A 24157-nucleotide genomic window follows, 5' to 3' on the forward strand; every position below is an offset into this window, starting at 1 on the left:
GGAGGGGACATGGCGGAGTTCACCATGGAGCTCAACGACGACCAGAAGCAGGTGCGGGACTGGATCCACGGCTTCGCCGCCGACGTGATCCGCACCGCCGCCGCGGAATGGGACGAGCGCGAAGAGACTCCGTGGCCCGTCATCCAGGAGGCCGCCAAGGTCGGCATCTACTCCCTCGACTTCTACGCCCAGCAGTTCTTCGACCCCACGGGCCTCGGCATCCCGATGGCCATGGAGGAGCTGTTCTGGGGCGACGCGGGCATCGCCCTGTCGATCGTCGGCACCGGGCTCGCCGCCATCGGCGTCGTCGCCAACGGCACCGAGGAGCAGATCGGCACCTGGATCCCGCAGATGTACGGCACCCCCGACGACGTGAAGGTCGCCGCCTTCTGCTCCTCCGAGCCCGACGCCGGCTCCGACGTGGGAGCGATGCGCACCCGCGCCGTGTACGACCAGGCCACGGACGAGTGGGTGCTCAACGGTACGAAGACCTGGGCGACCAACGGCGGCATCGCCAACGTCCACATCGTGGTGGCCGTCGTCGACCCGGAGCTGGGGACGAAGGGGCACGCCTCCTTCATCGTGCCGCCGAACACCCCGGGCCTCTCCCAGGGGCAGAAGTTCAAGAAGCACGGGATCCGCGCCTCGCACACCGCCGAGGTGGTGCTGGAGGACGTACGGATCCCCGGTTCCTGCCTGCTCGGCGGCAAGGAGAAGCTGGACGAGCGGCTCGCGCGGGCCCACGAGCGGGCCAAGGCGGGCGGCGGGGAGCGCGTGAAGAACGCGGCCATGGCCACCTTCGAGGCCTCCCGCCCGGCCGTCGGCGCCATGGCGGTGGGTACGGCGCGCGCCGCGTACGAGGTGGCGCTGGACTACGCGAAGACCCGTACGCAGTTCGGCCGCCCGATCATCGACAACCAGGGCGTCGCCTTCCAGCTCGCGGACATGCGGACCTCCATCGACGCGGCCCGGCTGCTGGTGTGGCGGGCCTCCTGGATGGCGGTCGCGGGCAAGCCCTTCACCTCGGCCGAGGGCTCGATGTCGAAGCTGTTCGCGAGCGAGACCGCGAAGAAGGTCACCGCGCAGGCGCTGCAGATCCTGGGCGGCAACGGCTTCACCCGCGAGTACCCGGTGGAGCGCATGCACCGCGACAGCGCGATCTACACCATCTTCGAGGGCACCAGCGAGATCCAGCGCCTGGTGATCGCCCGCACCCTCTCGGGCATGCCGATCCGCTAGCGCGGGGCCGGAAATCAGGGAAGGGGCCCGGGGTTGCCGTGGGGCGGCCCCGGGCCCCTTCGTACGCCGTCGGCGGGCCCGCCGGGCCTGGCCGGGGCTCCTGCGCCCCGCTCAGGGGCGCAGGAGGGCCTCCAGGGCGCGGGTGAAGAAGAGGCGCGCCGCCGCCGCCACCAGGGGGTCGAAGGGGCGGCCCAGGCCGCGCACGTGCAGTTCCTCGCGCCATTCGGCCTCGCAGCCGCCCGCCGGCGCGGGGCGGATCTCGATCTCCGCCCTGCCCCGCACCACGCGGCCGTGTTTGACCAGCCGGACCAGTCCCGCGGAGCCGGCGTGCGGGGGCTGCCAGAGGGTGACTTCCATCGGGTCGTCGAAGGTGATGCTCCCCACGCCCGTACGCATGGTGAAACGGGTCCCGGTGTGCGTCGGGGGCGGCGTTTCGATGATCGCCCGGGTGAGCGGGACGGCGGAGGCGTGGCGTTCCCAGTCCGTCAGCCTCCTCCACGCCTCCCCGGTGTCGAGAAGTGTGTGGTGAATGATCCGGATAGCGGGCATGAGCGCATCGTAAGCGGGCATACACACCCTGAACTGGGCGGCGAATATGGGTTCCGCCCGGGGGTGGCGATCAGCAATACTCACCGCCACCGTGGATCGCGGATTCGACCGGGTGACCACCGGCCTTCCCGCCCCACTCTGCGAGGAGGTGCGCCATGTGCTCCCACCAGCCCCCCTGCCCGACCGCCGACAGCGTTGACCACGACGCCGCACGCACCGTGGCCTTCCACCCCGAACAGGGCTGGAACCTGCTGTGCAACGGTGCCGTGGTCTTCGATGACACAGGTGAACTGCTCCCCGACGGCCGCACGGTGGAACCCCGCCGCCCGGCCCTGGTCTGAGCGAGGAGGCAGCATGCGCCAGCAGCTGATCCGAAAGCCCGTCCCGAAGCCCGCACCCCGAGACCTGGACCTGCGTACACCGTCGGGCAGACCCCTCCCGTACTGACGGGAGCCCCGGATTTACGCCACGGCGCCATCGGCTGCGTCCACCGCGTGGGCCCACTGCCCGGGCCCACGGGTCGGGCGTCAGCCGGTGGACGCCGCCGCGCCGCCCAGGAAGGCGTTCTCGTACGCCTCGTCGCCGATCGCCGCCCTCGCCTGCCGTTCGCCCTGCTCGCGCACGGCCGTGAGTGAGGGGGAGCCCATCTGCGGCCGGCCCACCGTGCGCCACCATGCGTGCCCCGTGCCCAGCAGCCGGGCCGCCAGCTCGCCGTCTCCCATGGCCGCCACCGCCGCCGCCAGCAGGTCGAGACCGAGCGCGATCCCGAAGCGGTCGCCCAGCAGCCGTTTGCCCGACAGCATCGCCCGCGCGTGCCGGGCCGCCTCCCCGTGGTGGCCGAGCCCGAACGCCGCCACGGCCAGGATGTAGTCCGCGTACGCCCGCAGCCAGCGCTCGCCCAGCTCCGTGCAGGCCTCGCGCAGGCCCTGGGCCTCCTGCTCGGCTTCCTCGAAGCGCCCGAGGTCGCACAGGGCGTAGCCGGTGGCCAGCCGGCACAGCAGCCAGCCCACGCCGCTGGGTCTCCCGCCGTGCCCCCCGCGCGCCCGGGGGCCGGCGAGCGCCAGGGCCCGTAGGGGGTCGCCCGGCATCAGCACCGACACCGCGTGCAGGTACGCGGCGCGCAGCTCCGGCTCCGGGTCGGCCAGGGTGGCCGCGGCGCCGGTGCAGGCCTTGCCCAGCTCCTCGGCCGTGGCCAGGTCGCCCTGGAGCAGGGTGGTGAGCCCCAGGGCCCACAGGGCCTGCACGTACGCGGCTCCCGAGCGCGGGCCCCGGCTCAGGGCCCGTTCCAGGAAGGACCGGCCCTCGTGGACGTGGCCGCAGGAGAACCAGAAGAACCAGAGCGCGCCGGTCGTCTCCAGGGCCGCCGTGGGGTCCGAGCGGAGCAGGTGTTCCAGGGCGGTACGGAGCTGCGCCTGCTCGGCGGTCATCCTGCGGTACCAGTCCACCTGGCCCGGGCCCATCCAGCCCGGGTCGGCGGCCTTCGCGAGCGCCGCGTACCAGTGGGCGTGCCGGTCGGCGACGACGCGCTCCTCGCCGAGTTCCGCCAGCCAGTCCTGGCCGTACTCGCGGATGGTGTCCAGCAGCCGGTAGCGGGCGCCCGCGCCCCGTTCCCGGCTGCACCGGACCACCGACTTCGCCACCAGGGACGCCAGGACCCGCTCCACCCGTGCGGCGGGCAGGGGGCCGCCGGAGCACACCGCGCGGGCCGCGGCCACGTCGAAGTCCCCGGTGAACACCGAGAGCCGGGCCCACAGCAGCCGCTCGACCGGCTCGCACAGCTCGTGGCTCCAGCCGATCGCGGTGCGCATCGTCTGGTGCCGGGGGAGGAGGGCGGTGGTGGTGCCGGACAGCAGGTCGAAGCGGCCTTCGAGGCGCTGCACCATCTGTTCCAGGGTCCACAGCCGCATGCGGGCGCCGGCCAGTTCGAGGGCGAGGGGGATCCCGTCCAGGCGGCGGCAGATGTCCGCGGCGAGGGCCGCGCGGTCCGGGTCTGTGAAGGCGGCCGCGGCGAGCGGGGTGGCGGAGATGGCGCGGGCCCGGAACAGGGCCAGGGCGTCGCTGTCGGGGCCTTCGCTGGGCAACGGGCTGACCTCGACCAGGTCCTCCCCGGGGCTGCGGAGCGGCTCGCGGGTGGTGATGAGCACCGTCAGGCCCGGTGCGGACTGCAGGAGTTCGCCCACCAGGTGCCGGCAGGCGGCCACCAGGTGCTCGCACGTGTCCAGGACGAGCAGCAGCTCCTTGTCGGCCATCCATGCGCACAGTTCCTCGTCCAGGGGGCGCGGGGACTGGTGGGCGAGGCCGAGGGCGTGCGCGACGGTGGCGGTGAGCAGGTCGGCGTCGCGCAGCGGGGAGAGCTCCACCCACCACACCCCGTCGGGCCTGCGCTGGCGGGGGTCGGCGGCGGCCCGCAGGGCCAGCCTGGACTTGCCCACGCCGCCGACGCCCGTGAGCGTCACGAGCCGACGCTCGCGCAGCAGGTCGGACAGGAGGCCGAGTTCACGCTCACGGCCCACGAAGCTCGCCGTTTCCGGCGGCAGGTTTCCCGGCACGGCGCCAGAGTCTGGCCCAGGATCGCCGTCCATGGAATCTGCCTGATTGTTGTTGACCGAGTACTCACCGAACACGGGAGTATTCTGCGCGATCTTCTTTCTCCGCAGTACCGTTCGGGGCAGATCGAACGAACAGGTTGTCAGGAACTGCTCCGTCGACGGGAGTTCGCGAGTCGTTCCGCAGGCCGCTCGGGAGGCGTTCGGGAGGGCGTTCAGGAGGCCAGTACGACCCGCCGTTCGGCGGAGAAGGCGCCCCAGGTGCCGTCGGGCAGCCGCGCCCGGAGCTTCACCGTCCATACCGTGCCGGGCGGTTCGGCGACCGTGAGGCGGTGTTCCGCCCGGCCGTCCGGGACGGCGCCCTCGCCGAACTGGATGACGGTGGTGGGGCGGCCGTTGACGTAGAGCTCGTACGCCGTGGTCTGCCGGCCGGTGGCCGGGGCGTTCCAGGCGAGGGTGACCGCGCCCGGCGAGGCGACCGCGGTGAACTCGGCCGGAGCGGTGCCGGTCCGCTGTCCGGGCCCGGGCGGGGTGGTCACGTCCGCGGCGGGGCCGGCGGGGGAGGAGTTGTCGGAGCCGTCGCGGGCCCGGACGGTGAAGGTGTACACGCTGTCCGGCCGGAGGTCTTCCAGGACCGTGGTGGTGATGCCGGGGCCGACCGTGTGGATCCGGGCTTCGCCCTGGTAGACGTCGTACGCGGTGACGCCGGTGTCATCGGTGGCCGCGGCCCAGGTCAGCCGGGCGGAGGTGGGCCCGAGGGCCCGGCCCTCCGTGCGGGGCGGGGCGGTCGGGGCCAGCCGGTCCTCGGCCGTGGCCGCGGGGGTGGTGGCCGAGGCGGCCGCGCCGGCCTGGGAGGTGTTCCCGGCGGCGTCCCGGGCGCGGACCGTGAACGCGTAGGCCGTCCGCGGGGTGAGGCCGGTGATGTCCGTCATCGTCTTGTCGGCGGGCAGTTCACGGACCAGCCGGTCCGCCTGGTAGACGAGGAAGGAGGTCACCCCGTCGGCGGGCGCGGGCGACTGCCACATGACGTGGACCGAAGTGGCGCTGCCCGCTTGGGCGGTGAGCCCGGCCGGAACCGCCGGGGGTGTGGTGTCGGAGTCGCCGCACGCCGTCAGCGAGGCGGCCGCGAGGGCCAGGGCCAGGGCGGGTGCGGCTCCGCGTACGGACGGCCGCCGGGAGCGGCGCAAGGGGCGGCGCGGGGGGTGCGGCGCGGTGCTGGGTGCGGGGTCGTGCACGGCGGGCACCCTCGTCTTCCGTTCTGCGGGTCTTCCGGCTCCTCGGAAAGGTCTAGACATATATGGCATGCTCCGCGGCGGCCGGGCAAGACCCCTGCGCGGCCCCTTCCCGCCGGTGCGGCCCGGTTCGTGTTCCTCCGTCCCCGTCTGGCATTATTGCGTGCTCTTTGCAATAACGAAGGAAGTGCACCAGATGAAGGCCCGGACCGTACGGGGAATGGCCGGGGCGACCGCGGCCACGGTGATCGTCATGGGGGCGGCGGCCTGTTCGAACCCCGGGGGAGGCGTCGCGGCGGGCGCGGGAGCGGCCGACTCCGCCGTGGTCGGCATAGCCACCGAGCCGGAGAGCCTCAGCCCGCTGCTGGGCTACGGCAAGGACGGCAACTCGAAGATCTTCGACGGACTGCTGGCGCACGACGCCGACATGAAGCTGAAGCCCGCACTGGCCGAAACCCTCCCGGAGGTCTCCGCGGACGGACTCACCTACACCTACCCGCTGCGCCGGGGCGTGAAGTTCAGCGACGGACGGCCCTTCGGTGCCAAGGACGTCGTCTTCACCTACCGGACGATCCTCGACGCGAAGACGAAGAACGCGTCCAAGTCCGAGCTCGACGCGATCGCGGACGTCACGGCGCGCGGTGAAGACGCCGTCGTCTTCACCCTGAAGTACCCCTACGCCCCCTTCGCCGAGCGGACCGTCCTGCCCATCGCCCCCGAGCACGTAGCGGGCGGACAGGACGTCAACAGCGGCGAGTTCACCACCAGGCCCATCGGCACCGGACCCTACGTGCTCACCACCTGGTCCAAGGGTGAGAAGCTGAGCTTCAAGGCCAACCCGTCCTACTGGGGCGGCGAGCCCGCGGTGAAGAAGTTCACCATGGCGGTCATCAAGGACGACGACGTACGCGCCACCCGGCTGCGCTCCGGCGAACTGGACGGGGCCGTCCTGCCGCCGAACCTGGCCAAGGGATTCAAGTCCGACGAGGCCGGCAAGGCCGCCGGGACGATGAAGACCTACGCCGCCAAGACCTTCGACTACCGCAACGTCACCCTGCCGACCGGGCACCCCGTCACCGGTGACACGGCCGTCCGCCGGGCGCTGGACATCGCCGTGGACCGCGGCGCGCTGGTCGACAAGCTCCTGGAGGGCGCGGGCAAGCCCGCCTACGGCCCCGTCCCGACCGGCAGCCCGTGGTTCGCCGCCGGCACCGAGCGTCCGTACGACCTCGCCGAGGCCAAGAAGATCCTCGACGACGCCGGCTGGATCCCCGGCGCCGACGGCATCCGCGCCAAGGACGGGGTCCGAGCCGCCTTCCCGCTCTGGTACACCTCCGGCGACAAGCTCCGCCAGGACCACGCGCTCGCCTTCGCCTCCGACGCCAAGAAGGCCGGCATCCAGGTCACCACCGAATCGGGCAGCTGGGAGGTCATCGAGCCCCGGATGAAGACCGACGCCGTCCTCGCGGGCGGCGGCTCACCGGCCGACCCGGACTTCGACCAGTTCCTGACGCTGAACTCCGCCCTCGCGGGCGACGGCTTCAACAACATGGCCCGGTACGACAACCCGGCCGTCGACAAGGCACTGCTCGAGGGCCGCAGGAGCGCGGACCCGGCCGTGCGCAAGGCCGCGTACGACACGGTCCAGCGCGAGCTGGTCAAGAACCCGGGCTACGTCTACCTCACCCACATCGACCACCTCTACGTCGTGGCCGACCGGTGGGACGGGCCCTCCACCCAGATCGAGCCGCACGACCACGGCCTCGGAACCGGCCCCTGGTGGAACGTCGAGAGCTGGAAGCCGAAGCACAAGTGAGCCGTCTCCAGGGTCTCCGGCGTCTCCGGCGTTTCCCCTGGGGGCCGATGGCGCGCATGGCGGGACGGCGGACCCTGTTCGCCGGCCCGGTCCTGCTCGTCGTGACCTTCGGGGTGTTCGCCGTCGCCTCGCTGTCCCCCTTCGACCCCGTCAAGGCGTACGCCGGCACCGCCGGGCTCACCGCCTCCCAGGCCGGACTCGACCAGCTGCGGGTCAACCTCGGCGCCGACCAGCCCCTGCCCGCGCGATGGTGGGAGTGGCTCACCTCGGCGCTGACCGGCGACCTCGGCACCTCCGCCGTCATGCGCCAGCCCGTCTCCGACGTCATCGCGCAGCGCCTCGGCTGGTCGGCGCTGCTCGCGCTGTGCGCCTTCGCCGTCGCCGTGCTGCTGGGCACCGGGCTCGGCGTCCTGGCCGCGCGCCGGCAGGGCGGGCGCCTGGACCGGGCCGTCTCCGGGCTCGCGTACACCCTCGAAGCGGCCCCGGCCTTCTGGCTGGGCCTGCTCGCCGTCTGGTTCTTCTCGGTGCGCCTGGGCGTACTGCCGTCCGGCGGCCTCACCGACGCGGGCAGCGACGTCGTCACCGCCGGGCAGGTGGCCCGCCACCTGGTGCTGCCCGCGCTGGTCCTGGGCATCTCCCAACTGCCCTGGTTCTTCCTGTACGTCAGGCAGGGCGTGGCCGACGCGCTGGAGGAGGATCCCGTACGGGGCGCCCGTGCGCGGGGCCTGGGGGAGCGGCGGGTGCTGCTCGGCCACGGGCTGCGCTCCGGCATGCTCCCGATGCTGACCCTGATCGGGTCACGGGTGCCGGAGCTGATCACCGGAGCGCTGATGGTGGAGACCGTCTTCAGCTGGCCCGGCATCGCCGCGGCCACCGTCCAGGCCGCGACCGCGGTGGACTTCCCGCTGCTGGCCGCGCTGACGGTCCTGGCCACGGCTGCCGTGCTCGCCGGGAACCTGCTCTCCGACCTGCTCTACGGGCTGGCCGACCCGAGGGTGGGCTTCGATGGCTGACGCGACCGGGACGGCTGACGCGACCGGGACGGCCGACGCGACCGGAGAGCGGCTCTGGCGGTCCCACGGCCGCGACCGGAGTTCCACCCGGACCCTGCGGGTGCGGACCTCGGCGGTGATCGTCGCCCTCATCGCGCTCGCCGTGCTGCTCGTGCCACCTCTGGTCCAACTCGACCAACAGGCAGTCGACTTGTCGGCAAAGCTCCTGCCGCCCTCCTGGGCCCACCCCTTCGGCACCGACGACGTGGGCCGCGACCTGCTGCTGCGCTGCGTCTACGGGCTGCGCGTCTCGCTGCTGGTCGGGCTGGTGGCCGCGCTGGTCGCCACCGTCCTCGGCACGGCGGTCGGCGCGCTCGCCGGGGCGCTCGGCGGGTGGCCGGACCGGTGCGTCATGCGGGTGGTGGACGCCCTGTCCTCGATCCCGCACCTGCTGCTCGGCATCTTCATCGTGGCGATGTTCCGGCCGGGGGTGTGGCCGGTCGTCGTCTCCGTGGCCCTGACCCACTGGCTGTCCACGGCCCGCATCGTCCGCGCGGAAGTCCTCTCGCTCCGCTCGCGGCCCCACGTGGACGCGGCCGTCTCGGGCGGCGCCTCGCGGTGGCGGGTGGCCGTACGCCACCTCGTGCCCGGAGTGCTGCCGCAGGCCGGGCTCGCCGCCGTGCTGATGATCCCGCACGCCATGTGGCACGAGTCGGCCCTGTCCTTCCTGGGCCTCGGCCTGCCGGCGCACCAGGCGAGCCTGGGCAACCTGGTCCAGACGGCCCGCGGTTCGCTGCTCGCCGGCGACTGGTGGCCCACTCTGTTCCCCGGGCTCCTCCTGATCGTCCCGACCCTGGCGATCGCCGGTCTCGCGGGCGCCTGGCGCGAGCGCCTCAACCCCCGCCGCCGCTCGGAGCTGACACTGTGAAGACCCCCACCCCGCCGGCGCCGGAGTCCTCGGCGGCGCCGGCCGGCGTCCCGCAGGGGCCGGACCGGCGTTCCACCCGGCCCGTCCTCGAACTGGACCGGCTCTCCGTCCGCTTCCGCATGCGCGGCGGCCGGTACGTGGAGGCCGTCACCGACGCCACCCTCGCCCTGGCCCCCGGCGCGTGCCTCGCGCTCGTCGGGGAGAGCGGCTGCGGCAAGTCCGTGCTCGCATCCGCCCTCCTCGGACTGCTCCCGGGCAACGCCGAGACCGCCGGCTCGGCCCGCCTCGCCGACGGGACCGACCTCCTCGCCCTCGACGAACGCACCCTCGCCCGCAGCATCCGCGGCCGCCGCGTCGCCCTGGTGCCGCAGAGCCCGGCCGCGCACCTCACCCCGGTCCGCACCATCCGGTCCCATCTGGAGGAGACGGTCCGCGAACTGACCGGGGCCGCCAAGGCGGAACTGCGCGGGGCCGCCGAAGCCGCGGCCCGCCGGGCGGCCTTCCCCGCCACGCACCTCGACCGCCATCCCCACGAGCTCTCCGGCGGGCTCGCCCAGCGCGCCGCCACCGCGCTCGCGCTGATCGGCGACGCGCCCCTGCTGCTCGCCGACGAGCCGACCACCGGTCTCGACCGGGACCTCGTCCGCCGCACCGTCGACGAACTGCGCGCCCACACCCGGGACGCGGGCCGGGCCCTGCTGATGATCACGCACGACCTCGCGGCGGCCCACCGGATCGCCGACACCGTGGCCGTCATGTACGCGGGCCGCATCGTGGAAACCGCCCCCGCCGACGTCTTCTTCGGCGCTCCGGGCCCCCGCCACCCCTACGCGCGCGGACTCCTCGACGCCCTCCCCGAGCGGGCCTTCAGGCCCGTCCCCGGCGCTCCGCCCGAGCTCGGCGCGCTCCCGCCCGGCTGCGCCTTCGCCGCCCGCTGTCCACGCGCCGACTCCCACTGCCGGGCCGAGCGGCCCCCGCTCACCGAAGGGGTGGCCTGCCACCATGCTTGAGCTCACCGGCATCACCGCCGGCTACGACCGCCGGGCCCCGGTCGTCCGCGGCGCCCACCTGAGCCTCGCCCCCGGCGAATCCCTCGGACTGCTCGGCCCCAGCGGCTGCGGCAAGTCCACCCTGGCCAGGGTCGCCGCACTGCTGCACCGGCCCGACCGGGGGACCGTGGCCTTCGACGGCCGTGCCGTGACCGGCTTCCGGCACCGCGCCCCGCGCGCCCTGCGGACCTCCGTCGGCATGGTGTTCCAGCAGCCCCGGCTGGCGGCGGACCCCCGGCTCAGGCTGCGCGAGCTGGTCGCCGAACCGCTCCGGGCCACCGGCCGGCGTGGCGAAATCGACGCCATCGTGCCCGAGTTGGCGGACCGGGTCGGCCTGGGCGCGGACCTGCTCGACCGTCGGCCCCACGAGGTCAGCGACGGTCAGTTGCAACGGGCGTGCGTGGCAAGGGCGTTGGTGCTCCGGCCGCGGTGGCTGGTGTGCGACGAGATGACCGCCATGCTCGACGCGTCCACCACCGCCGCGCTGGTCGGCGTGGTCGAGGAGTACCGGGCGGAGTCCGGCGCGGGCCTGCTGGCGGTCGGGCACGACCCCGTGCTGCTCGGCCGCTGGTGCGGGCGAACGGCCCACTGGGACGAGATCGTCAAGGGCTGAACACCGGTCACGGACCGTCAACACCCGTTTGGCGGACACGAGTTTCGCCCGAAGAGCCCTCCCGCTGCGCCAGCATGGCGCCGCGTAAGGAGGTGTTCCGATGGTGATCTCCCTCTCCGTCCTCGTCCTGCTCCTCGTCCTCGCATGGATCTTCATGCGCGGCGGCGGCCTCAAGCTGTCGCATGCGCTCGTCTGCGTCCTGCTCGGCTTCTATCTCGCGAGCAGCAGCCTCGCGCAGACCATCCACAACGGAGTCTCGGCCACGGCGAACGTGGTCGGCGGCTTCAAGCCCTGACCCACACCCGCGAGTTGATCAACTGTTGCGCCTTCGTGAATCATCCGGCTCTTCCATGGACTCCTCAGGCAGTGCGATCTAGCGTCTGGCCGCGGCGCGATGTCATACGCAATGTCAATAGAGCCGAGGACAAGAAAGGAAGTCCGGATGTTCCGAAGAGCGCTGAACTGCGCCGTGGCACCCGCTCTCGCCGCATGTGCGGTGTTGTACGGGGTCTCGCCGGCCGCCGCCGACGAGATACCCCTGGCCCCGGGCCACCGCCTGGTCAGCCATTACGAGGGCGCCCCGGCCGCGGCCGCGCCGCTGCCCGGCGAAGCCCCGCCGCAGCACCCCTTCCTCGCGCCCAACGGCCGCAGCGGCATGCACTCCGACGCGGCGGGCAGTGCCACCTCGCCCTGGTCGGGACCGCTCGGCAAGAACCCGAAGGTGACCAGCGAGAAGATCGCCGCCCTCGGCGGCGAATGCGCCACCGCCACCTTCGACTCGGGCGGCCGGCTGGTCACGGTGTGCGGCACCTTCGGCGGCTTCAAGGTCAAGCTGCTGGAGCCCCGTACGCTCGCCACGCTCGCGGAGTACCAGCTCCCGCAGCGTTCCTCGACGGTCCAGGCGATCACCTCGCTCGACTTCTCGAAGATCTTCAAGGACACCTCGGGCGGCGCCTACTTCTACCTGGACAACCAGGACCGGGCGGTGCTGGCCGACTCCCGCCAGCACGTCCTGAGGCTCTCGCACGTGCAGAAGCCGGACGGGGGCTGGGAGTTCAAGGTCGACAACGACTGGGACCTCACCGGCCAGGTCCCGCACGACTGCGTCGACTGGACCAACCTGTGGCCCAGCGGCACCTGTGACCCGGTCACCTCGGTGATGCCCGACTGGGACGGCCGCATCTGGTGGGTCACCCGCCAGGGCCGTGTCGGCACCGTGGACCCGGCGACCTCGGTGATCCGCTCGGTCCGGCTGGCGGGGGAGGAGATCCAGAACTCCTTCTCGGTCGGCGAGGACGGGGTCTCCATCGTCACCGACCACGCGCTGTACAGCTTCACCGCCTCCGCCGACGGCACCCCCGTCGTGCAGTGGCGCCAGACCTACGACCGGGGTACGGGAACCAAGCCCGGCTCGGTCAACCAGGGTTCGGGCACCACCCCGGACCTCTTCGGCAACGGCTACGTCGCGATCACCGACAACGCCGACGACCGGATGAACGTCCTGGTCTTCAAGCGGGGCCTGGACGTGCCCGAGGGGCAGCGCCTGGTGTGCAAGGTCCCGGTCTTCGGGCCGGGTGCCTCGACCACCGACAACTCCCTGATCACCTGGGGCAACAGCATCGTCGTCGAGAACAACTACGGCTACGAGAACGTCACGTCGCTGGTCCTCGGCAAGTCGGTCGTCGGCGGCGTGAGCCGCATCGACGTCCGCGCCGACGGCAGCGGCTGCGACACGGTGTGGCAGAGCGCGATCCGCTCGCCCTCCGTGGTCCCCAAGCTCTCCACCGCGAACGGACTGCTCTACTTCTACGAGAAGGAGCCGAACGTCTGGGGGATCGACGCCTGGTACCTCACGGCCGTCGACTTCCGCACCGGTGAGCGCCGCTGGCGTCAGCTGACCGGCACCGGCCCGCTGTACGACAACAACTGGGCCCCGATCACACTGGGCCCCGACGGGACGGCATACGTCGGCGTCTTCAACGGCATCGTCTCGGTCCGCGACGGCGGCTGAACCACCGCGGGGACCCGTCCACCGGGCGGGTCCCCGCTCAGGGCAGCCGGCCGACGCGTTCGATGGCCACCATCGCCGCGTCGTCGCCCAGGAAGCCGTTCGGGGTGTGGGCGAGGAGGTCCGCGCAGAGGTGGCGCAGGAGGGCTTCCGGGCCGTCCCCCGGCCGGTCCGCTGCCCGCTCCGGCAGGGGGTAGAAGGCCCCCGACGCGTCACGGGCCTCGATGACGCCGTCCGTGTACAGCAGGACCACGTCCCCCGGCTCGAAGGGGAAGGACTGCGGGGTGAACCCGGTGTCCGCGAACTCTGACAGGCCCAGGGGCGGCGCCGGGTGGTCCACTTGGAGGGGGACGACGCGGCCCGCGCGCAGCAGCAGCGGCGGCGGGTGCCCGCAGCTGACCACCCGCAGCGACGGCTCCCCGTCGGGAATGTCGAGCACGGCCGCGGTGGTGAACCCCTCGTCCGGCCGCCCGGGGCCCGAGGAGCCGTCCGCACCCCGGTCCGGGTCGGCGGCCACGGCGGCCTCCAGGTAGCCCACCAGCCCCGGAAGGTCGGCCTCCAGGTGGGCGGCGGCCCGGAAGGCGCCGAGGACGACCGAGGCCTCTCCGACCGCCTCCAGCCCCTTGCCGCGGACGTCGCCGATGATCAGGCGGGTGCTGTCGGCGGTACGGGCGGCCGCGTACAGGTCGCCTCCGATCTGCGCCTCGGCCTCCGCCGACAGGTACACCGAGGCGATCCGCAGCGGACCCATCCGGTCGCGCAGCGGTCGTAGGACCACCTGCTGCGCCGCGACCGCCACGGAACGGAGCTGGGTGAGCTGTCGCTCGTGCACTTCGCGCAAGTGTGCGAAGAAGGTGACGAAGGCCGAGATCAGGACGAGGGCGATGATCTGGAAGGTGTGGTTGAGGTCCGTCAGGGAGGTCCGCGCGACGGCCACCGCCACCTGTGCGAGGACCGCCACGGCGCCGACGAAGCCCGTCGTGCGCGGCCCGGCGAAGGAAGCGGTGAGGGCCGGGGCGGCCACCAGGAAGGGGCCCAGGTGGACCTCCGGCGGTGCCAGCACGTCGACCACCGTGACCACGGCGATCAGCGCGAAGGGGACCGACAGCAGCACCGCGCGTGATTCCCGGAACCTGCTGGCGCGTGCGTGAGCCGGTGAGTGGTCCATGCCTCCTGCATACACCGCACACGGCCGGGCGGCACCCGCTCCGGCCGTGTGGCCGGGGCGGGTGCCGCCCGGGTGGTGCTCAGGGTGCCGGGGGCGTCAGCTCACCTGGAGGGTGACGTCGTCCACGACGAAGGAGGTCTGCAGGGAGGCGTCCTCCAGGCCCTGGAACTTCAGCGTGACCGTCTGGCCCGCGAACTGGGAGACGTTGAACGTCTTGAGCTGATAGCCGGAGGCCGCGTTCACGTTGGACAGGGTCGTCAGCGTCTGGCCGCCCACCGAGACCGTGAAGGTGTCGTAGACCGTGTTCTCGGTCTCGGCGGTGTCGATGTGCAGGTAGAAACCGAGCTGGTACGAGGAGCAGCCGGTCGGGATGGTCACGGACTGCGAGGCGCTGTCCGTGCGGGTCGTGCCGTAGCCGTTGAGCCAGGCCTTGTACGTGCCGCCGTGCGGGGTCTGCCCCGCCTGGTTGGTGATGACGTTCGTGGTGGTCGTCCACGGGGTGGTGCCGCTCTCGAACCCGCCGTTGGCGACGAGCTGGCGCGGGGTGCAGGAGGGGCCGGTGCCCGTGACGGTCAGGGTGTAGGTGGTGGTGTGGCTGACCGAGCCCGAGCCGGTGACGGTCAGGGTGTACGTGCCGGGCGCGGTGCTCGCGCCGACCTGGACGGAGAGCGTGGAGGAGCTGCCCGACTGGACCGAGGTGGGGCTCAGCGAGGCGGTGGTGCCGGCCGGAGCTCCGGTCACCGACAGGGCGACGGTCTGGGCGGCGCCACTGGTGGTCGCCGTGTTGATCGTCGAGCTGGTGGTGCCGCCCTGGGCGGCGCTGCCGGTGGCCGGGGAGGCGCTGATCGAGAAGTCCGGGCCGGGGGTGGTGCCGCCGACGGCCTGGTTCCAGACGGTGTAGGCCACGCCGTCGGCGCTGCGGTCCAGGACCGTGGCGCTGATGTTGTTCGTGGTGTCGCAGGAGGCGTGGTAGCAGGGGTCGTACGCCGCGTTCGCGGTGCCGCCCCACTTCGTGGCCTGAGCCGAGGTCTTGCGGGCGCTGGCGCCGGCCGCGTAGCCGGAGGTGGGGATGCCGCCCTGCTGGAAGGAGTAGTCGTCACTGCGCCCCTGGCCCTCGGTGTTCTCCTCGGGAGCGAGGTTCAGGGAGGTCCAGTAGGCCTTGAGCGGGGCGGCCGCGGTGGAGTTGACGTTGTTGATGAAGTAGCCGCCGTTGGTCGAGCCGACCATGTCGAAGTTGTAGTAGGCCTTGATGGCGGTCTTCTGGGTGCTGGTGAGCTGGTTGACGTAGAACTTCGAGCCGTTGAGGCCCTGCTCCTCGTCCGTCCACCAGGCGAAGCGCACGTGCTTGGTCATGGTGGGGTTCTTCTGGGCGAGGACGAGCGCGTTCTCCAGCAGGGTCGCGGAGCCCGAGCCGTTGTCGTTGATGCCCGGACCCGCCGAGACGCTGTCGAGGTGCGAGCCGAACATGACCGTCTGGTCGGCGGGGCCGCCGGGCCAGTCGGCGATCAGGTTGTTCGACGGGTAGGTGCACGAGGTGCAGTTCTGCTCGGTCACCGTGTAGCCGGCGGCCTGCAGCTTGCCCTTGACGTATGCCAGCGACGCCGAGTAACCGGCGCTGCCCGCACGTCGGTTGCCGCCGTTCTGGGAGGCGAGCGTGTTGAACTGGCTCAGGTGCGCCTGGACGGCGGCCACGTCGATGTTCGGCGCGCCCGGGTTGGGCGTGGTGCCGCCGACGGTGAGCGCGTAGTCGACGGTGTGCGAGAGGCTGGTGCCCTGGCCCTTGACCACCACGGTCGAGGATCCGGGGGCCGCGCTGGAGGAGGCGGTCAGCGTCAGCGTCGAGGACTGGCCGGACTGCACGGTGGCCGGGCTGAAGGTGGCGGTGACCCCGGCCGGCAGGCCGGACGCGGTGAGGGTGACCTGCTGTGCCGTGCCCGTGGAGACGGCGGTGGCGACCGTGGTGGTGGCCGAGGCGCCCTGCTGGACGGTGCCCGAGGCCGGGTTCAGCGCCATCGAGAAGTCGCTGTTCTCGCCGCTCGGGATACAGGCCGGGTCACCGGCCTGGGCGGGCACGCTGATGGCGTCCCAGGCACCCTTGGTCTTGTTGAACAGGTTGCAGGTGGCGTCCAGCGACTTGGCGGAACTGAGGGTCGCCGTCCGGTACTTCTTGTAGGACATGCTGGAGGTCTTCAGCAGCATGCCGCCGTAGAAGATCTTGCCGGCGTTCTGCACGCCCACACCGGTCAGCGTGGACTGGTTGCACGTGCTGCTGTTGGGCTTGCCGCCGCCCGGGCTGGTGCCCTCGGCGAGCAGGTAGAACCAGTGGTTCAGGGGGCCGGCGGCCGCGTGCACCTCGGTACCGGGTATCGCGGAGCTGTAACAGGCCGGGTCGTTGTTGACGGCCGGCGGGTTGTACATGTTGCGGATCGGACCGTTGCCCACGAGGTTGATCATCTCGCCGACGGTGTAGTCCGGAGTGTCGTACGGGGAGGGCTCGTTGATGAACGCCTCGGTCAGCGCGCCGAAGATGTCACCGGTGGCCTCGCCGAGCCCGGACTCCTGGCCGCTGGTGCCGCCGGGGGTGTTGGAGTCGATGGCGTGCCCGTACTCGTGGGCCACCACGTCCACGCCGGCGATCCACTCGTTGGCGTTGTTGTGGCCGATGCTGACCGAGGTGCCGTCCCAGTACGCGTTGACGTCGTTCAGGCCGACCTTGGCGGGGAAGCTGCGGCCGCTGCCGTTGACGCCGTTGCGGCCGAGCCACTGGCTCAGCATGTCCCACTGCTTCTGGGCCGCGAACATCAGGTCCACGCAACCGGTCTCCTTGGAGGTCGGGTTGCCCGTACCCCAGGAGTCGGAGGACTTCGAGAAGACCGAGCCGGAGCTGTAGTCGGCGCAGCTCAGACCGGTCCGGTTCGGGTCGCGCAGGGAGTACGTGCCACCGGAGGCCGTGGTGTCGATCGTCAGCGGGTTCGGGCCGTTCCACTTGCTGTTGCCGCTGCCCGCGACCACCTCGTCGAAGCGGTCGAGCACCTTGCCGGTACGGGCGTCCACGAACACGTGCAGCTTGCTGGGGGCCTTGGCGGTCCGCCCGACCAGGACGGTCTCCCAGGCCAGCACCGCCTTGTCGTCCTTGAGTTTGACGACGAGCCGGCGGCTCTCCACCTTGTCCGTCTTGACCTGCTCGGCGCGCGAGACGGTCTCGGCGGCCTGCGCCGAGACCGACGCGGTGGTGGCCACGTCGATCACGGTCGCGGAGGCCGACTGGAGGGCGCGCACCCGGCCCTGGCCGTCGGCGAGCACGACCGCGTCGCCGCCGACGACCGGCAGGCCGCGGTAGCTGCGCTCGTACGCGACGGAGTAGAGGTCCTTCACCCAGGGGGTGACCAGGCGGCGGTCGTACTGCTGCTGCGGGGAGTTGACCAGGCTGTCGAGGCCGCTGCGCACGGCCGCGTCGGCCGCGGCGACCGCCCGTTCGGCAGCGGTGGGCGGGAGGGGATCCGCGTTCTGCGAGGCGGTGGCGGTGGTGGCCAGCGTGCCGGCGAGGCCCGTGGTCAGCACCATGGCCGCGAGGGCGGCCATCCATCTGGTGGGCTGCAAGAGTCCACTCCGATCGTGTGGGGGGTGGGACGGGGAGGGGAGGTGCGCGAAAAGGCGGTCTGGCTGTTCGCGGCCGAGTATGGGCGTGTCCATGACGAGATCGGGACATCCCTGCCGACATAAGACCGGCGTTATGGTGCCGACGGATGACGCTGCGTAAGCTGCCGGGATGCAGCTGGAGTTGAGACATCTGCAAGCCGTCTGCCAGATAGCGGAGACCGGAAGCCTGGGGGGCGCGGCGCGGGTCCTCGGGGTCTCCCAGCCGGCTCTCTCCGCCCAGCTGCGCCGGATCGAGCGGGTCACCGGCGGCGAACTCTTCGTCCGGGGCCGGCTCGGGGTCGAACCCACCCCGCTCGGCCAGTTCGTCCTGGCGAAGGCCCGCCGGGTGCTCAGCGAGATGGACGCCCTCGGCTCGGAGGCTCGGGCCCGGACGGCCGACGCCCCGCTGCGCCTGGGCTGCATCCTGCTGGTGCTGATCGACGGCCTGATCGCCCGGCAGGACCTGGTCCTGGCGGGCCGGGAGATCACCGTGGACCTGGAGGACTCGGTGACGGCCCTGGTGCGGATGCTCGGCGCGGGCCGCTACGACGTCATCGTGTACGGCGAGGTCAACGACCACGAGGTGCCGCTGCCCGCCGGCGTGACGGCCCGCACCCTGGTTCCCAAGGAACCCTTCTGCATCAGGATGTCGGCCCGGCACCCGCTGGCCCGGCTGGAGGCCCTCGACCTCGCCGACCTCGCCGACGAGCAGTGGATGACCCTGGTGGAGGACGACGACGGGGGACCCGAGGCGCTGGTCGAGGCCTGCGCCAAGGCCGGCTTCGTACCCGCGCTGCGCTACCGGATCACCGACCGCATGATGCAGTACGACCTGATCTCCGCGGGGCGCGCCGTCTCCCTCAGCCAGCCCACCGCACCCGCCGTGGCGGGCACGGTGATGCGGCCGCTGATCGGGGCGCCGATCACCGGGCGCATCCGGCTGGCCTGGAACCGCTCGACGGTCTCGGCCCGCCAGGCGGAGCTCTTCTACCGGTCGGCCGTCTACGCGTACCTGGCCAATGTGGACAACAACGCCTTCCACCGGGCGTGGTGGGACGAGCATCCGGAAGCCCATCCGGTCCTCGACTGACGTTGTTCACGGACCCTGACGTCATTTCATACTCCGTACATGGAACGCCTATTGGGATCCCTTTACGCTCTCCGCATGGCAGTGGCTGCCACACCATCTTTTGAAGTTGATGGGGCGCCTTCGGAGAGCAGGAGGAAATACCCATGAGCAAGAGAATCCGTACGCAGGTCAGCCGGAGAGGATTCCTCGCCGGGACCGCGGCGGCCGCGGCCGCCGCCACCGTGCCCGCGATCGGCCAGGCCGCCGCGGCTCCCGCGGCAGCGGCCGCCGGCCGTCCGAACATCCTGTTGATCGTCACCGACGACCAGCCCAAACAGACCGAATGGGCCCTCCAGAAGACCATCGGCTGGCTGGCCGGGGAGGGCGTGAAATTCAACCACGGCCACGTCACCACCCCGCTGTGCGCGCCCTCCCGCTCCTCCGTGTTCTCGGGCCGCTACGCCCACAACCACGGCGTCCGCAACAACGCCGCGTCGGCTTCCCTCGACCAGAACACCACCGTCCAGCGCTATCTGAAGCAGGCCGGATATCGCACGGGCCTCTTCGGCAAATACCTCAATGCGTGGAACATTGCCGACGCGCCCCCGCATTTCGAGGATTTCGCACTGCTCCAGCCCTCGTACGTGGACGGCAAGTGGAACGTCAACGGGACGGTCCAGACGATCAACGGCTACACCACGAACATCATCAAGAACCGGACGCTGGGCTTCCTGGACAAGGCGGCCACCGACACCCGCCCCTGGTTCGCCTACGTCACCCCGTACGCCTCGCACGGACCCCGCACGCCCGAGGCCAAGTACGCGGGCGTGCCCGTACCCGAGTGGAACGGACGCCCCTCCGTCACCGAGGCCGACCGCAGCGACAAGCCGACCTACATCAAGGAGGCCACCGGCACCCTCGAGGACGGCAAGCGCATCCGCGCCGAGCAGCTGCGGGTGCTGCTCTCCGTCGACGACGCGGTCCAGGCCTTCAAGGACAAGCTGGCGGCCACCGGCCAGCTCGACAACACGCTCGTCATCTACATCGGCGACAACGGCTTCGGCTGGGCCGACCACGGCTGGACCGCCAAGTCGGTGCCCTACAGCCCCGCGCACGAGGTGCCGTTCTACCTCTCCTGGCCCGCCGGAGGCCTCGGCGCCGGCACGGTGGACAACCGCATCGTCGCCAACATCGACATCGCGCCCACCATCCTGGACGCCGCCGGGATCACCCCGAACACCCCGCAGGACGGCACGTCGCTGCTGAGCGCGTACAGCCGCGACCACCTGCTCGTCGAATGGTGGCGCAAGGGACAGGGCACCGACCACCGCACCTGGTCCTCCTACGTCTCCAAGGACAAGCAGTACGTCGAGTACTACACGCTGTACACCGACGCCAACGGCACCGTGGCCGGCACCGGAGAGGTCAAGTTCCGCGAGTACTACGACCTCGCCGCCGATCCGCACCAGCTGGTCAACAAGCTCTACCAGGCCACCCCGGCGCAGGAACGGAACCTTGGCATCCCCGCCCTGGCAGCTCAGCTCGCGGCCGACAGGGTCGGCTAGCCCCCGCCTCCGGCCGGGCGCGCCCCCGCGCGCCCGGCCGGACCGCACCCATCCGCACGTACGTCCACCGGAGCCCTCATGTCCTCCTCCTGCTGCACCCCGGGCCACGACTCCCCGGCCGGCGCCCTGACCCTGCTCGCCGCGCCGGTCGTCGCCGCGCCCCGGGCCGTCCGCGGTCTGCTCGACCTCCCCGGCGGGCGCTTCCTCATGGGCACCGACGACGCGGATGGGTTCCCGGCCGACGGGGAGGGCCCGGTCCGGGAGGTGGAAGTGGCCCCCTTCCGGATCGCGCCGACGACGGTCACGAACGCGCAGTACGCGACCTTCGTCAAGGCCACCGGCCATGTCACGGAGGCCGAGGACTTCGGCTTCTCCTTCGTCTTCGCCGGACTCCTGCCGGACGAACTCGCCGCCTCCGCACCGGCCGTGGACGGGGTCCCGTGGTGGCGGGCGGTGTCCGGCGCGAGCTGGAGGCATCCCGAGGGACCCGGGTCGTCGATCGCCTCCCGGCAGAACCACCCCGTCGTCCACGTCTCGTGGAACGACGCGGTGGCCTACTGCGGCTGGTCCGGAACGAGGCTGCCCACCGAGGCCGAGTGGGAGTACGCGGCGCGCGGCGGCCTGGAGGGGCGCCGCTACCCCTGGGGCGACGATCTCGCACCGGGCGGCCGGGTGCTGCTGAACATCTGGCAGGGCGACTTCCCCACCATCCACACCGCGGGCCGGACCGGCACCGTCCCGGTGAAGTCGTACCGCCCCAACGGCCACGGGCTCTACAACGCCGTCGGCAACGTGTGGGAGTGGTCCGCGGACCGCTTCGCCCCGGGCCACCCGTCCCGCGCGATGCGCGGCGGGTCCTTCCTCTGCCACGACTCGTACTGCAACCGCTACCGGGTCGCGGCCCGCAGCTCCAACACCCCGGACAGCTCGACGTCCAACATCGGCTTCCGTGTGGCTGCCTGAGAGTGGGTCAGTCGGTCCGGACGACGAGCCCCGCCACGTGGTCGGTGACCATGTCCAGGATCTCGGCGGCCGCCTTGTCGTCGCCGAGGACCAGGAAGTTCAGGGTGACCCCGTCCGTCATGGCCGCCAGATAGCGGGCCAGCACGGTCACCGGCACGCTGAGCTCGAACGGGTGGATGAGGCGCAGCTCTTCGAGCAGCACGGTGTACGCGGCGCAGTAGGACTCGTACTGCTTGCGCGCCAGGTGCCCGAACTCCGGCTGGCGCAGCGCGTACTGGGTGAGCTCGTAGGTGAGCATGTGCGCCCCGGGGCTGGCCGCCACGTGGTCCCAGTACGCCTGGAAGCCGGCCCGGACGGTCTCCCGCAGGGTCGGCCTCGGCAGGATCGCGGCCTTCACGAGGGTCACGTAGTGCGCCGTGATGGTCTCGATGACCGACTCCAGCAGCGCCTGCTTGGAGTCGAAGCAATAGTGGAAGACGCTCAGGGAGACGCCCGCCTCGGCGGCGATGGAACGGGTCGTGGTCCTGGACACCCCGTCTCGGGTCATCGCGCGGATCGCCGCCTCCGTCAGCTGCCTGCGCCGGTCGGTCAACGGCATCCGTGCCATGTACGGGTCCCCCTTCGCTCGGTGCGCCCCGGGCGGGGTGTCCGCGGGCGCACCGGCCCCCGGACACCCCGCTCGACGCCGTCAGCTGCTGTATACGCCGACTTCGTACAGGGAGTAACCCCACTGGGTGCCGCGTCCCGCTCCGTGGACGCGTACGTACCGGGCCGGGACCCCCGCGAACTGCGCCGTGTCCAGGCCGCCGTCACCGCTCGCCGTGGACCAGGCCGTCTGCCAGTTCGTCCCGTCCGGGGAGAGCTCGATGCGGTACGACTTCCCGTACGCCCGCTCCCACTCGAGCGTGACCCGCTTGACCAGGGAAGGGGAGCCGAGGTCGAACTGCACCCACTGGTCGTCGCTCCAGTCGCTCGCCCAGCGGCTGCCCCGGTCGCCGTCCACGGCCCTGCCGGGCGCGTAGCTGACGAACGGGTTCCACTCGGCGGAGCTCGCCGAGGCGGCCGTGCCCGAGGCGAGGTTCACTCCGGCCTTGTGCTGCTCGGAGTTGCCCCAGGTGCGCAGGTAGGACTCGGCGCCCTTGAACAGGTCGTCCACCACGCCCTGCCCGCCGACCAGCCGGATGTCCTCGATCCAGTCGGGCACCAGGCCGTAGTGCGAGGCGCCGTCGGTGTTGAGGTCCCACGTGCGCTGGCCGGTGGTCACCTTGTCGATGACGGAGCCGCCGTCGGTGCTGCGGAAGGGATACGTGACCGGGTTCGGCGTGTTCGCCCCGCGCGGGCCGGGCCAGCCGCCGACGCCGTTCATGTCGGTGCCGTAGCCGTAGCCGACGTTGTACTTCTCGCGCAGCGCGTCGGTCCGCTTGGCCTCCGCGCTGAAGCCCTCGGAGCCGCCCATGTACGCGGCGGCGAAACCGCCGAGCTTGTAGAGCCGCTCGGTCCAGCCCAGGTCCATCCAGCTGTGCGAGGAGATCACGCCCGGGTACGACTCGGTTTCGAGGATGTCGAAGGCCTGGCCGGCCGCCTTCACGCTCATGTGGTCGAGCTCGAGCATCATCTTGCGTTTCATCATGCCGCGCACCGCGTAGTCACCGAGGTCGGTGAGCCCACGGGTGTTGCACTGGGCGCCCGAGGCGTACGAGGGCACGCTCACGCCCGCGGGCAACTGCTTCTCGGCAGAGGCCGCCGGGGCCAGGCCGATGGGGTTGTCGTGCTGCGGGCCCGCGCACTGCTCGGTCTTCCAGAAGGTGCCCGTGGAGAGGAACTGCCCGACGTTGATGGCCGTTCCCAGCGCACCCTCGTCGAAGCGGACCCCGCACAGGGCGTTGTCGAACTTGTGGCACAGGAACATGCTGCGCACGCCGAGGTTGTACAGCTCGTCGAGCCCGCGGTCGATGTCCTGCCTGCTGCACTGCGCGATGTCCAGGATCTGCTTGCAGCCGAAGGGCTCGGAGGTCTCGACCCCGAGGACCACGGCCAGCTTGCCCTGCTTGATCACCTCACGGGCCTGGGCGGAGTCGGTGACGATGCGGAACCAGCCCTTGCCCGCGCCGCCGTACATCTTGTCGATGTAGGCCTGCATGTCGTAGGTCTTCTTCGCCTCCAGGCGGATGGCGGTCATCTCGTCGCAGCCGCGGTCCTTGAAGAAGTAGACCGAGCAGATCACCCCGTTGGTGACCAGGTCGTTGACGAGGACGCGCTGTCCGCCGCGCCAGGCGCGCTCGATCCAGGCGTAGTAGTTCTGCTGGTGGGTCAGCGAGTCGTGGGCGGGCCAGTCCTTGAAGGTGGGCCAGCCGTCGGGGTCGTGCTTGCCGTCGCCGCCCTTGGTGATGAAGTCGAAGATCGCGAGGCTGCCGTCGGGGTAGTGCTCGGGACAGTCCTTGAGCGCGTCGGCGATCCCGGCGTCGGAGAAGGGCTTTCCGCAGATCAGGCGGCCACCGAAGCCCTCGTTGGACATGATGTGGTCGTGCGCGTCGACGAAGCCGCGGACGTTGCCCTGGGCGTCGGTGCCCTTGAAGGGCTCACCGGTCACGTTGATCTGGGAGTCGGGCGCGGGCCGTGCGGTGGGGTTCCACCAGCCGTTGTCGGCCGCCGCCCCCGGTACGGGGCCGAGCGCCATGGCGAGCAGGCCGAGGAGCAGGGACAGGATCGCGAACGGCTTGCGCCGGCTGCGGGGGTGTGGTTCCGGTCGTTGCCTTCGTGGTTCTGGGGTCATGGCCACTC

19 protein-coding genes are annotated in these 24157 nt (G+C 71.7%); 12 read left to right on the forward strand and 7 right to left on the reverse strand.

All coding sequences use genetic code 11. The features are described 5' to 3' along the window. The first annotated feature begins 9 nt into the window (after positions 1–9). Positions 10–1239 carry an acyl-CoA dehydrogenase family protein gene (locus tag ACFYM0_RS00550; protein ID WP_388495230.1) on the forward strand — a complete coding sequence of 410 codons (1230 nt, stop codon included), beginning with the start codon at positions 10–12 and terminating at the stop codon, positions 1237–1239. A 111-nt stretch (positions 1240–1350) separates the two neighbouring features. Here the strand turns inward: ACFYM0_RS00550 and ACFYM0_RS00555 are convergent, their stop codons facing one another. Beyond that, positions 1351–1788 carry an SRPBCC family protein gene (locus ACFYM0_RS00555; RefSeq protein ID WP_388495231.1) on the reverse strand — a complete coding sequence of 146 codons (438 nt, stop codon included), beginning with the start codon at positions 1786–1788 and terminating at the stop codon, positions 1351–1353. A gap of 155 nt (positions 1789–1943) precedes the next feature. Here ACFYM0_RS00555 and ACFYM0_RS00560 point away from each other — a divergent pair, with 155 nt between their 5' ends. Then, positions 1944–2129, forward strand: a complete 186-nt coding sequence (locus ACFYM0_RS00560; RefSeq protein ID WP_243341733.1) for a DUF5999 family protein — start codon at positions 1944–1946, stop codon at positions 2127–2129. 186 nt (positions 2130–2315) lie between these two features. Here ACFYM0_RS00560 and ACFYM0_RS00565 read toward each other — a convergent pair whose 3' ends face one another. Then, entirely contained in the window at positions 2316–4337 is a 2022-nt protein-coding gene (locus ACFYM0_RS00565) for an ATP-binding protein (RefSeq protein ID WP_388495232.1), read from the reverse strand. 212 nt (positions 4338–4549) lie between these two features. Beyond that, positions 4550–5569, reverse strand: a complete 1020-nt coding sequence (locus ACFYM0_RS00570; protein WP_388495233.1) for a fibronectin type III domain-containing protein — start codon at positions 5567–5569, stop codon at positions 4550–4552. 193 nt (positions 5570–5762) lie between these two features. On the opposite strand from ACFYM0_RS00570, the gene ACFYM0_RS00575 reads away from it, so the two are divergent. The 7 genes from ACFYM0_RS00575 (at position 5763) to ACFYM0_RS00605 (ending at position 12975) form a co-directional block, all read left to right on the forward strand. After that, complete coding sequence (locus tag ACFYM0_RS00575) at positions 5763–7382, forward strand: ABC transporter substrate-binding protein (protein ID WP_388495815.1); 1620 nt, start codon at positions 5763–5765, stop codon at positions 7380–7382. A gap of 47 nt (positions 7383–7429) precedes the next feature. Continuing rightward, positions 7430–8395 (forward strand): ABC transporter permease, encoded by a 966-nt coding sequence (locus tag ACFYM0_RS00580; protein ID WP_388495234.1) that lies wholly within the window; start codon positions 7430–7432, stop codon positions 8393–8395. Next, entirely contained in the window at positions 8388–9302 is a 915-nt protein-coding gene (locus tag ACFYM0_RS00585) for an ABC transporter permease (RefSeq protein WP_388495235.1), read from the forward strand. The genes ACFYM0_RS00580 and ACFYM0_RS00585 overlap by 8 nt, the downstream gene beginning before the upstream one ends. A gap of 119 nt (positions 9303–9421) precedes the next feature. Next, positions 9422–10312: an ABC transporter ATP-binding protein gene (locus ACFYM0_RS00590; RefSeq protein ID WP_388495817.1), complete on the forward strand. Its 891-nt coding sequence runs from the start codon at positions 9422–9424 to the stop codon at positions 10310–10312. Then, positions 10305–10964 (forward strand): ABC transporter ATP-binding protein, encoded by a 660-nt coding sequence (locus ACFYM0_RS00595; protein ID WP_388495236.1) that lies wholly within the window; start codon positions 10305–10307, stop codon positions 10962–10964. Before ACFYM0_RS00590 ends, ACFYM0_RS00595 begins: the two co-directional genes overlap by 8 nt. 100 nt (positions 10965–11064) lie before the next feature. Then, entirely contained in the window at positions 11065–11259 is a 195-nt protein-coding gene (locus tag ACFYM0_RS00600) for a hypothetical protein (protein WP_388495237.1), read from the forward strand. Positions 11260–11406: 147 nt separating this feature from the next. Then, positions 11407–12975 carry a hypothetical protein gene (locus ACFYM0_RS00605; RefSeq protein WP_388495238.1) on the forward strand — a complete coding sequence of 523 codons (1569 nt, stop codon included), beginning with the start codon at positions 11407–11409 and terminating at the stop codon, positions 12973–12975. A gap of 37 nt (positions 12976–13012) precedes the next feature. On the opposite strand, the gene ACFYM0_RS00610 is transcribed toward ACFYM0_RS00605, so the two are convergent. Both ACFYM0_RS00610 and ACFYM0_RS00615 read right to left on the reverse strand, forming a co-directional pair. Continuing rightward, on the reverse strand, positions 13013–14140 hold the full coding sequence (locus ACFYM0_RS00610; protein WP_388495239.1) for a PP2C family protein-serine/threonine phosphatase: 1128 nt from the start codon (positions 14138–14140) through the stop codon (positions 13013–13015). 96 nt (positions 14141–14236) lie between these two features. After that, positions 14237–17722: a M28 family peptidase gene (locus ACFYM0_RS00615; protein ID WP_388495819.1), complete on the reverse strand. Its 3486-nt coding sequence runs from the start codon at positions 17720–17722 to the stop codon at positions 14237–14239. Between the two features lie 187 nt (positions 17723–17909). On the opposite strand from ACFYM0_RS00615, the gene ACFYM0_RS00620 reads away from it, so the two are divergent. From ACFYM0_RS00620 to ACFYM0_RS00630, 3 genes are all read left to right on the forward strand, one after another. After that, positions 17910–18869, forward strand: a complete 960-nt coding sequence (locus ACFYM0_RS00620; protein ID WP_388495240.1) for a LysR family transcriptional regulator — start codon at positions 17910–17912, stop codon at positions 18867–18869. A gap of 143 nt (positions 18870–19012) precedes the next feature. After that, a complete protein-coding gene (locus ACFYM0_RS00625) occupies positions 19013–20413 on the forward strand; it encodes a sulfatase (RefSeq protein WP_388495241.1) in 1401 nt (466 codons plus the stop codon). Positions 20414–20491: 78 nt separating this feature from the next. Further along, entirely contained in the window at positions 20492–21376 is an 885-nt protein-coding gene (locus ACFYM0_RS00630) for a formylglycine-generating enzyme family protein (RefSeq protein ID WP_388495242.1), read from the forward strand. A gap of 7 nt (positions 21377–21383) precedes the next feature. Here ACFYM0_RS00630 and ACFYM0_RS00635 read toward each other — a convergent pair whose 3' ends face one another. Both ACFYM0_RS00635 and ACFYM0_RS00640 read right to left on the reverse strand, forming a co-directional pair. Beyond that, complete coding sequence (locus ACFYM0_RS00635; protein WP_388495243.1) at positions 21384–21983, reverse strand: TetR/AcrR family transcriptional regulator; 600 nt, start codon at positions 21981–21983, stop codon at positions 21384–21386. A gap of 81 nt (positions 21984–22064) precedes the next feature. Next, positions 22065–24053 carry a discoidin domain-containing protein gene (locus ACFYM0_RS00640; RefSeq protein ID WP_388495821.1) on the reverse strand — a complete coding sequence of 663 codons (1989 nt, stop codon included), beginning with the start codon at positions 24051–24053 and terminating at the stop codon, positions 22065–22067. Positions 24054–24157 lie beyond the last annotated feature (104 nt).

This window comes from Streptomyces sp. NPDC006487 (genome assembly GCF_042870555.1).
GTDB lineage: Bacteria > Actinomycetota > Actinomycetes > Streptomycetales > Streptomycetaceae > Streptomyces.

Bases quoted from the DNA above. Each gene is read 5' to 3' on its own strand.
- ACFYM0_RS00550 (WP_388495230.1), top strand. From the start codon at position 10: ATGGCGGAGTTCACCATGGAGCTCAACGACGACCAGAAGCAGGTGCGG.
- ACFYM0_RS00555 (WP_388495231.1), bottom strand. From the start codon at position 1,788: ATGCCCGCTATCCGGATCATTCACCACACACTTCTCGACACCGGGGAG.
- ACFYM0_RS00560 (WP_243341733.1), top strand. From the start codon at position 1,944: ATGTGCTCCCACCAGCCCCCCTGCCCGACCGCCGACAGCGTTGACCAC.
- ACFYM0_RS00575 (WP_388495815.1), top strand. From the start codon at position 5,763: ATGAAGGCCCGGACCGTACGGGGAATGGCCGGGGCGACCGCGGCCACG.
- ACFYM0_RS00580 (WP_388495234.1), top strand. From the start codon at position 7,430: ATGGCGCGCATGGCGGGACGGCGGACCCTGTTCGCCGGCCCGGTCCTG.
- ACFYM0_RS00585 (WP_388495235.1), top strand. From the start codon at position 8,388: ATGGCTGACGCGACCGGGACGGCTGACGCGACCGGGACGGCCGACGCG.
- ACFYM0_RS00590 (WP_388495817.1), top strand. From the start codon at position 9,422: ATGCGCGGCGGCCGGTACGTGGAGGCCGTCACCGACGCCACCCTCGCC.
- ACFYM0_RS00595 (WP_388495236.1), top strand. From the start codon at position 10,305: ATGCTTGAGCTCACCGGCATCACCGCCGGCTACGACCGCCGGGCCCCG.
- ACFYM0_RS00600 (WP_388495237.1), top strand. From the start codon at position 11,065: ATGGTGATCTCCCTCTCCGTCCTCGTCCTGCTCCTCGTCCTCGCATGG.
- ACFYM0_RS00605 (WP_388495238.1), top strand. From the start codon at position 11,407: ATGTTCCGAAGAGCGCTGAACTGCGCCGTGGCACCCGCTCTCGCCGCA.
- ACFYM0_RS00610 (WP_388495239.1), bottom strand. From the start codon at position 14,140: ATGGACCACTCACCGGCTCACGCACGCGCCAGCAGGTTCCGGGAATCA.
- ACFYM0_RS00615 (WP_388495819.1), bottom strand. From the start codon at position 17,722: ATGGCCGCCCTCGCGGCCATGGTGCTGACCACGGGCCTCGCCGGCACG.
- ACFYM0_RS00620 (WP_388495240.1), top strand. From the start codon at position 17,910: ATGCAGCTGGAGTTGAGACATCTGCAAGCCGTCTGCCAGATAGCGGAG.
- ACFYM0_RS00625 (WP_388495241.1), top strand. From the start codon at position 19,013: ATGAGCAAGAGAATCCGTACGCAGGTCAGCCGGAGAGGATTCCTCGCC.
- ACFYM0_RS00630 (WP_388495242.1), top strand. From the start codon at position 20,492: ATGTCCTCCTCCTGCTGCACCCCGGGCCACGACTCCCCGGCCGGCGCC.
- ACFYM0_RS00635 (WP_388495243.1), bottom strand. From the start codon at position 21,983: ATGGCACGGATGCCGTTGACCGACCGGCGCAGGCAGCTGACGGAGGCG.
- ACFYM0_RS00640 (WP_388495821.1), bottom strand. From the start codon at position 24,053: ATGGCGCTCGGCCCCGTACCGGGGGCGGCGGCCGACAACGGCTGGTGG.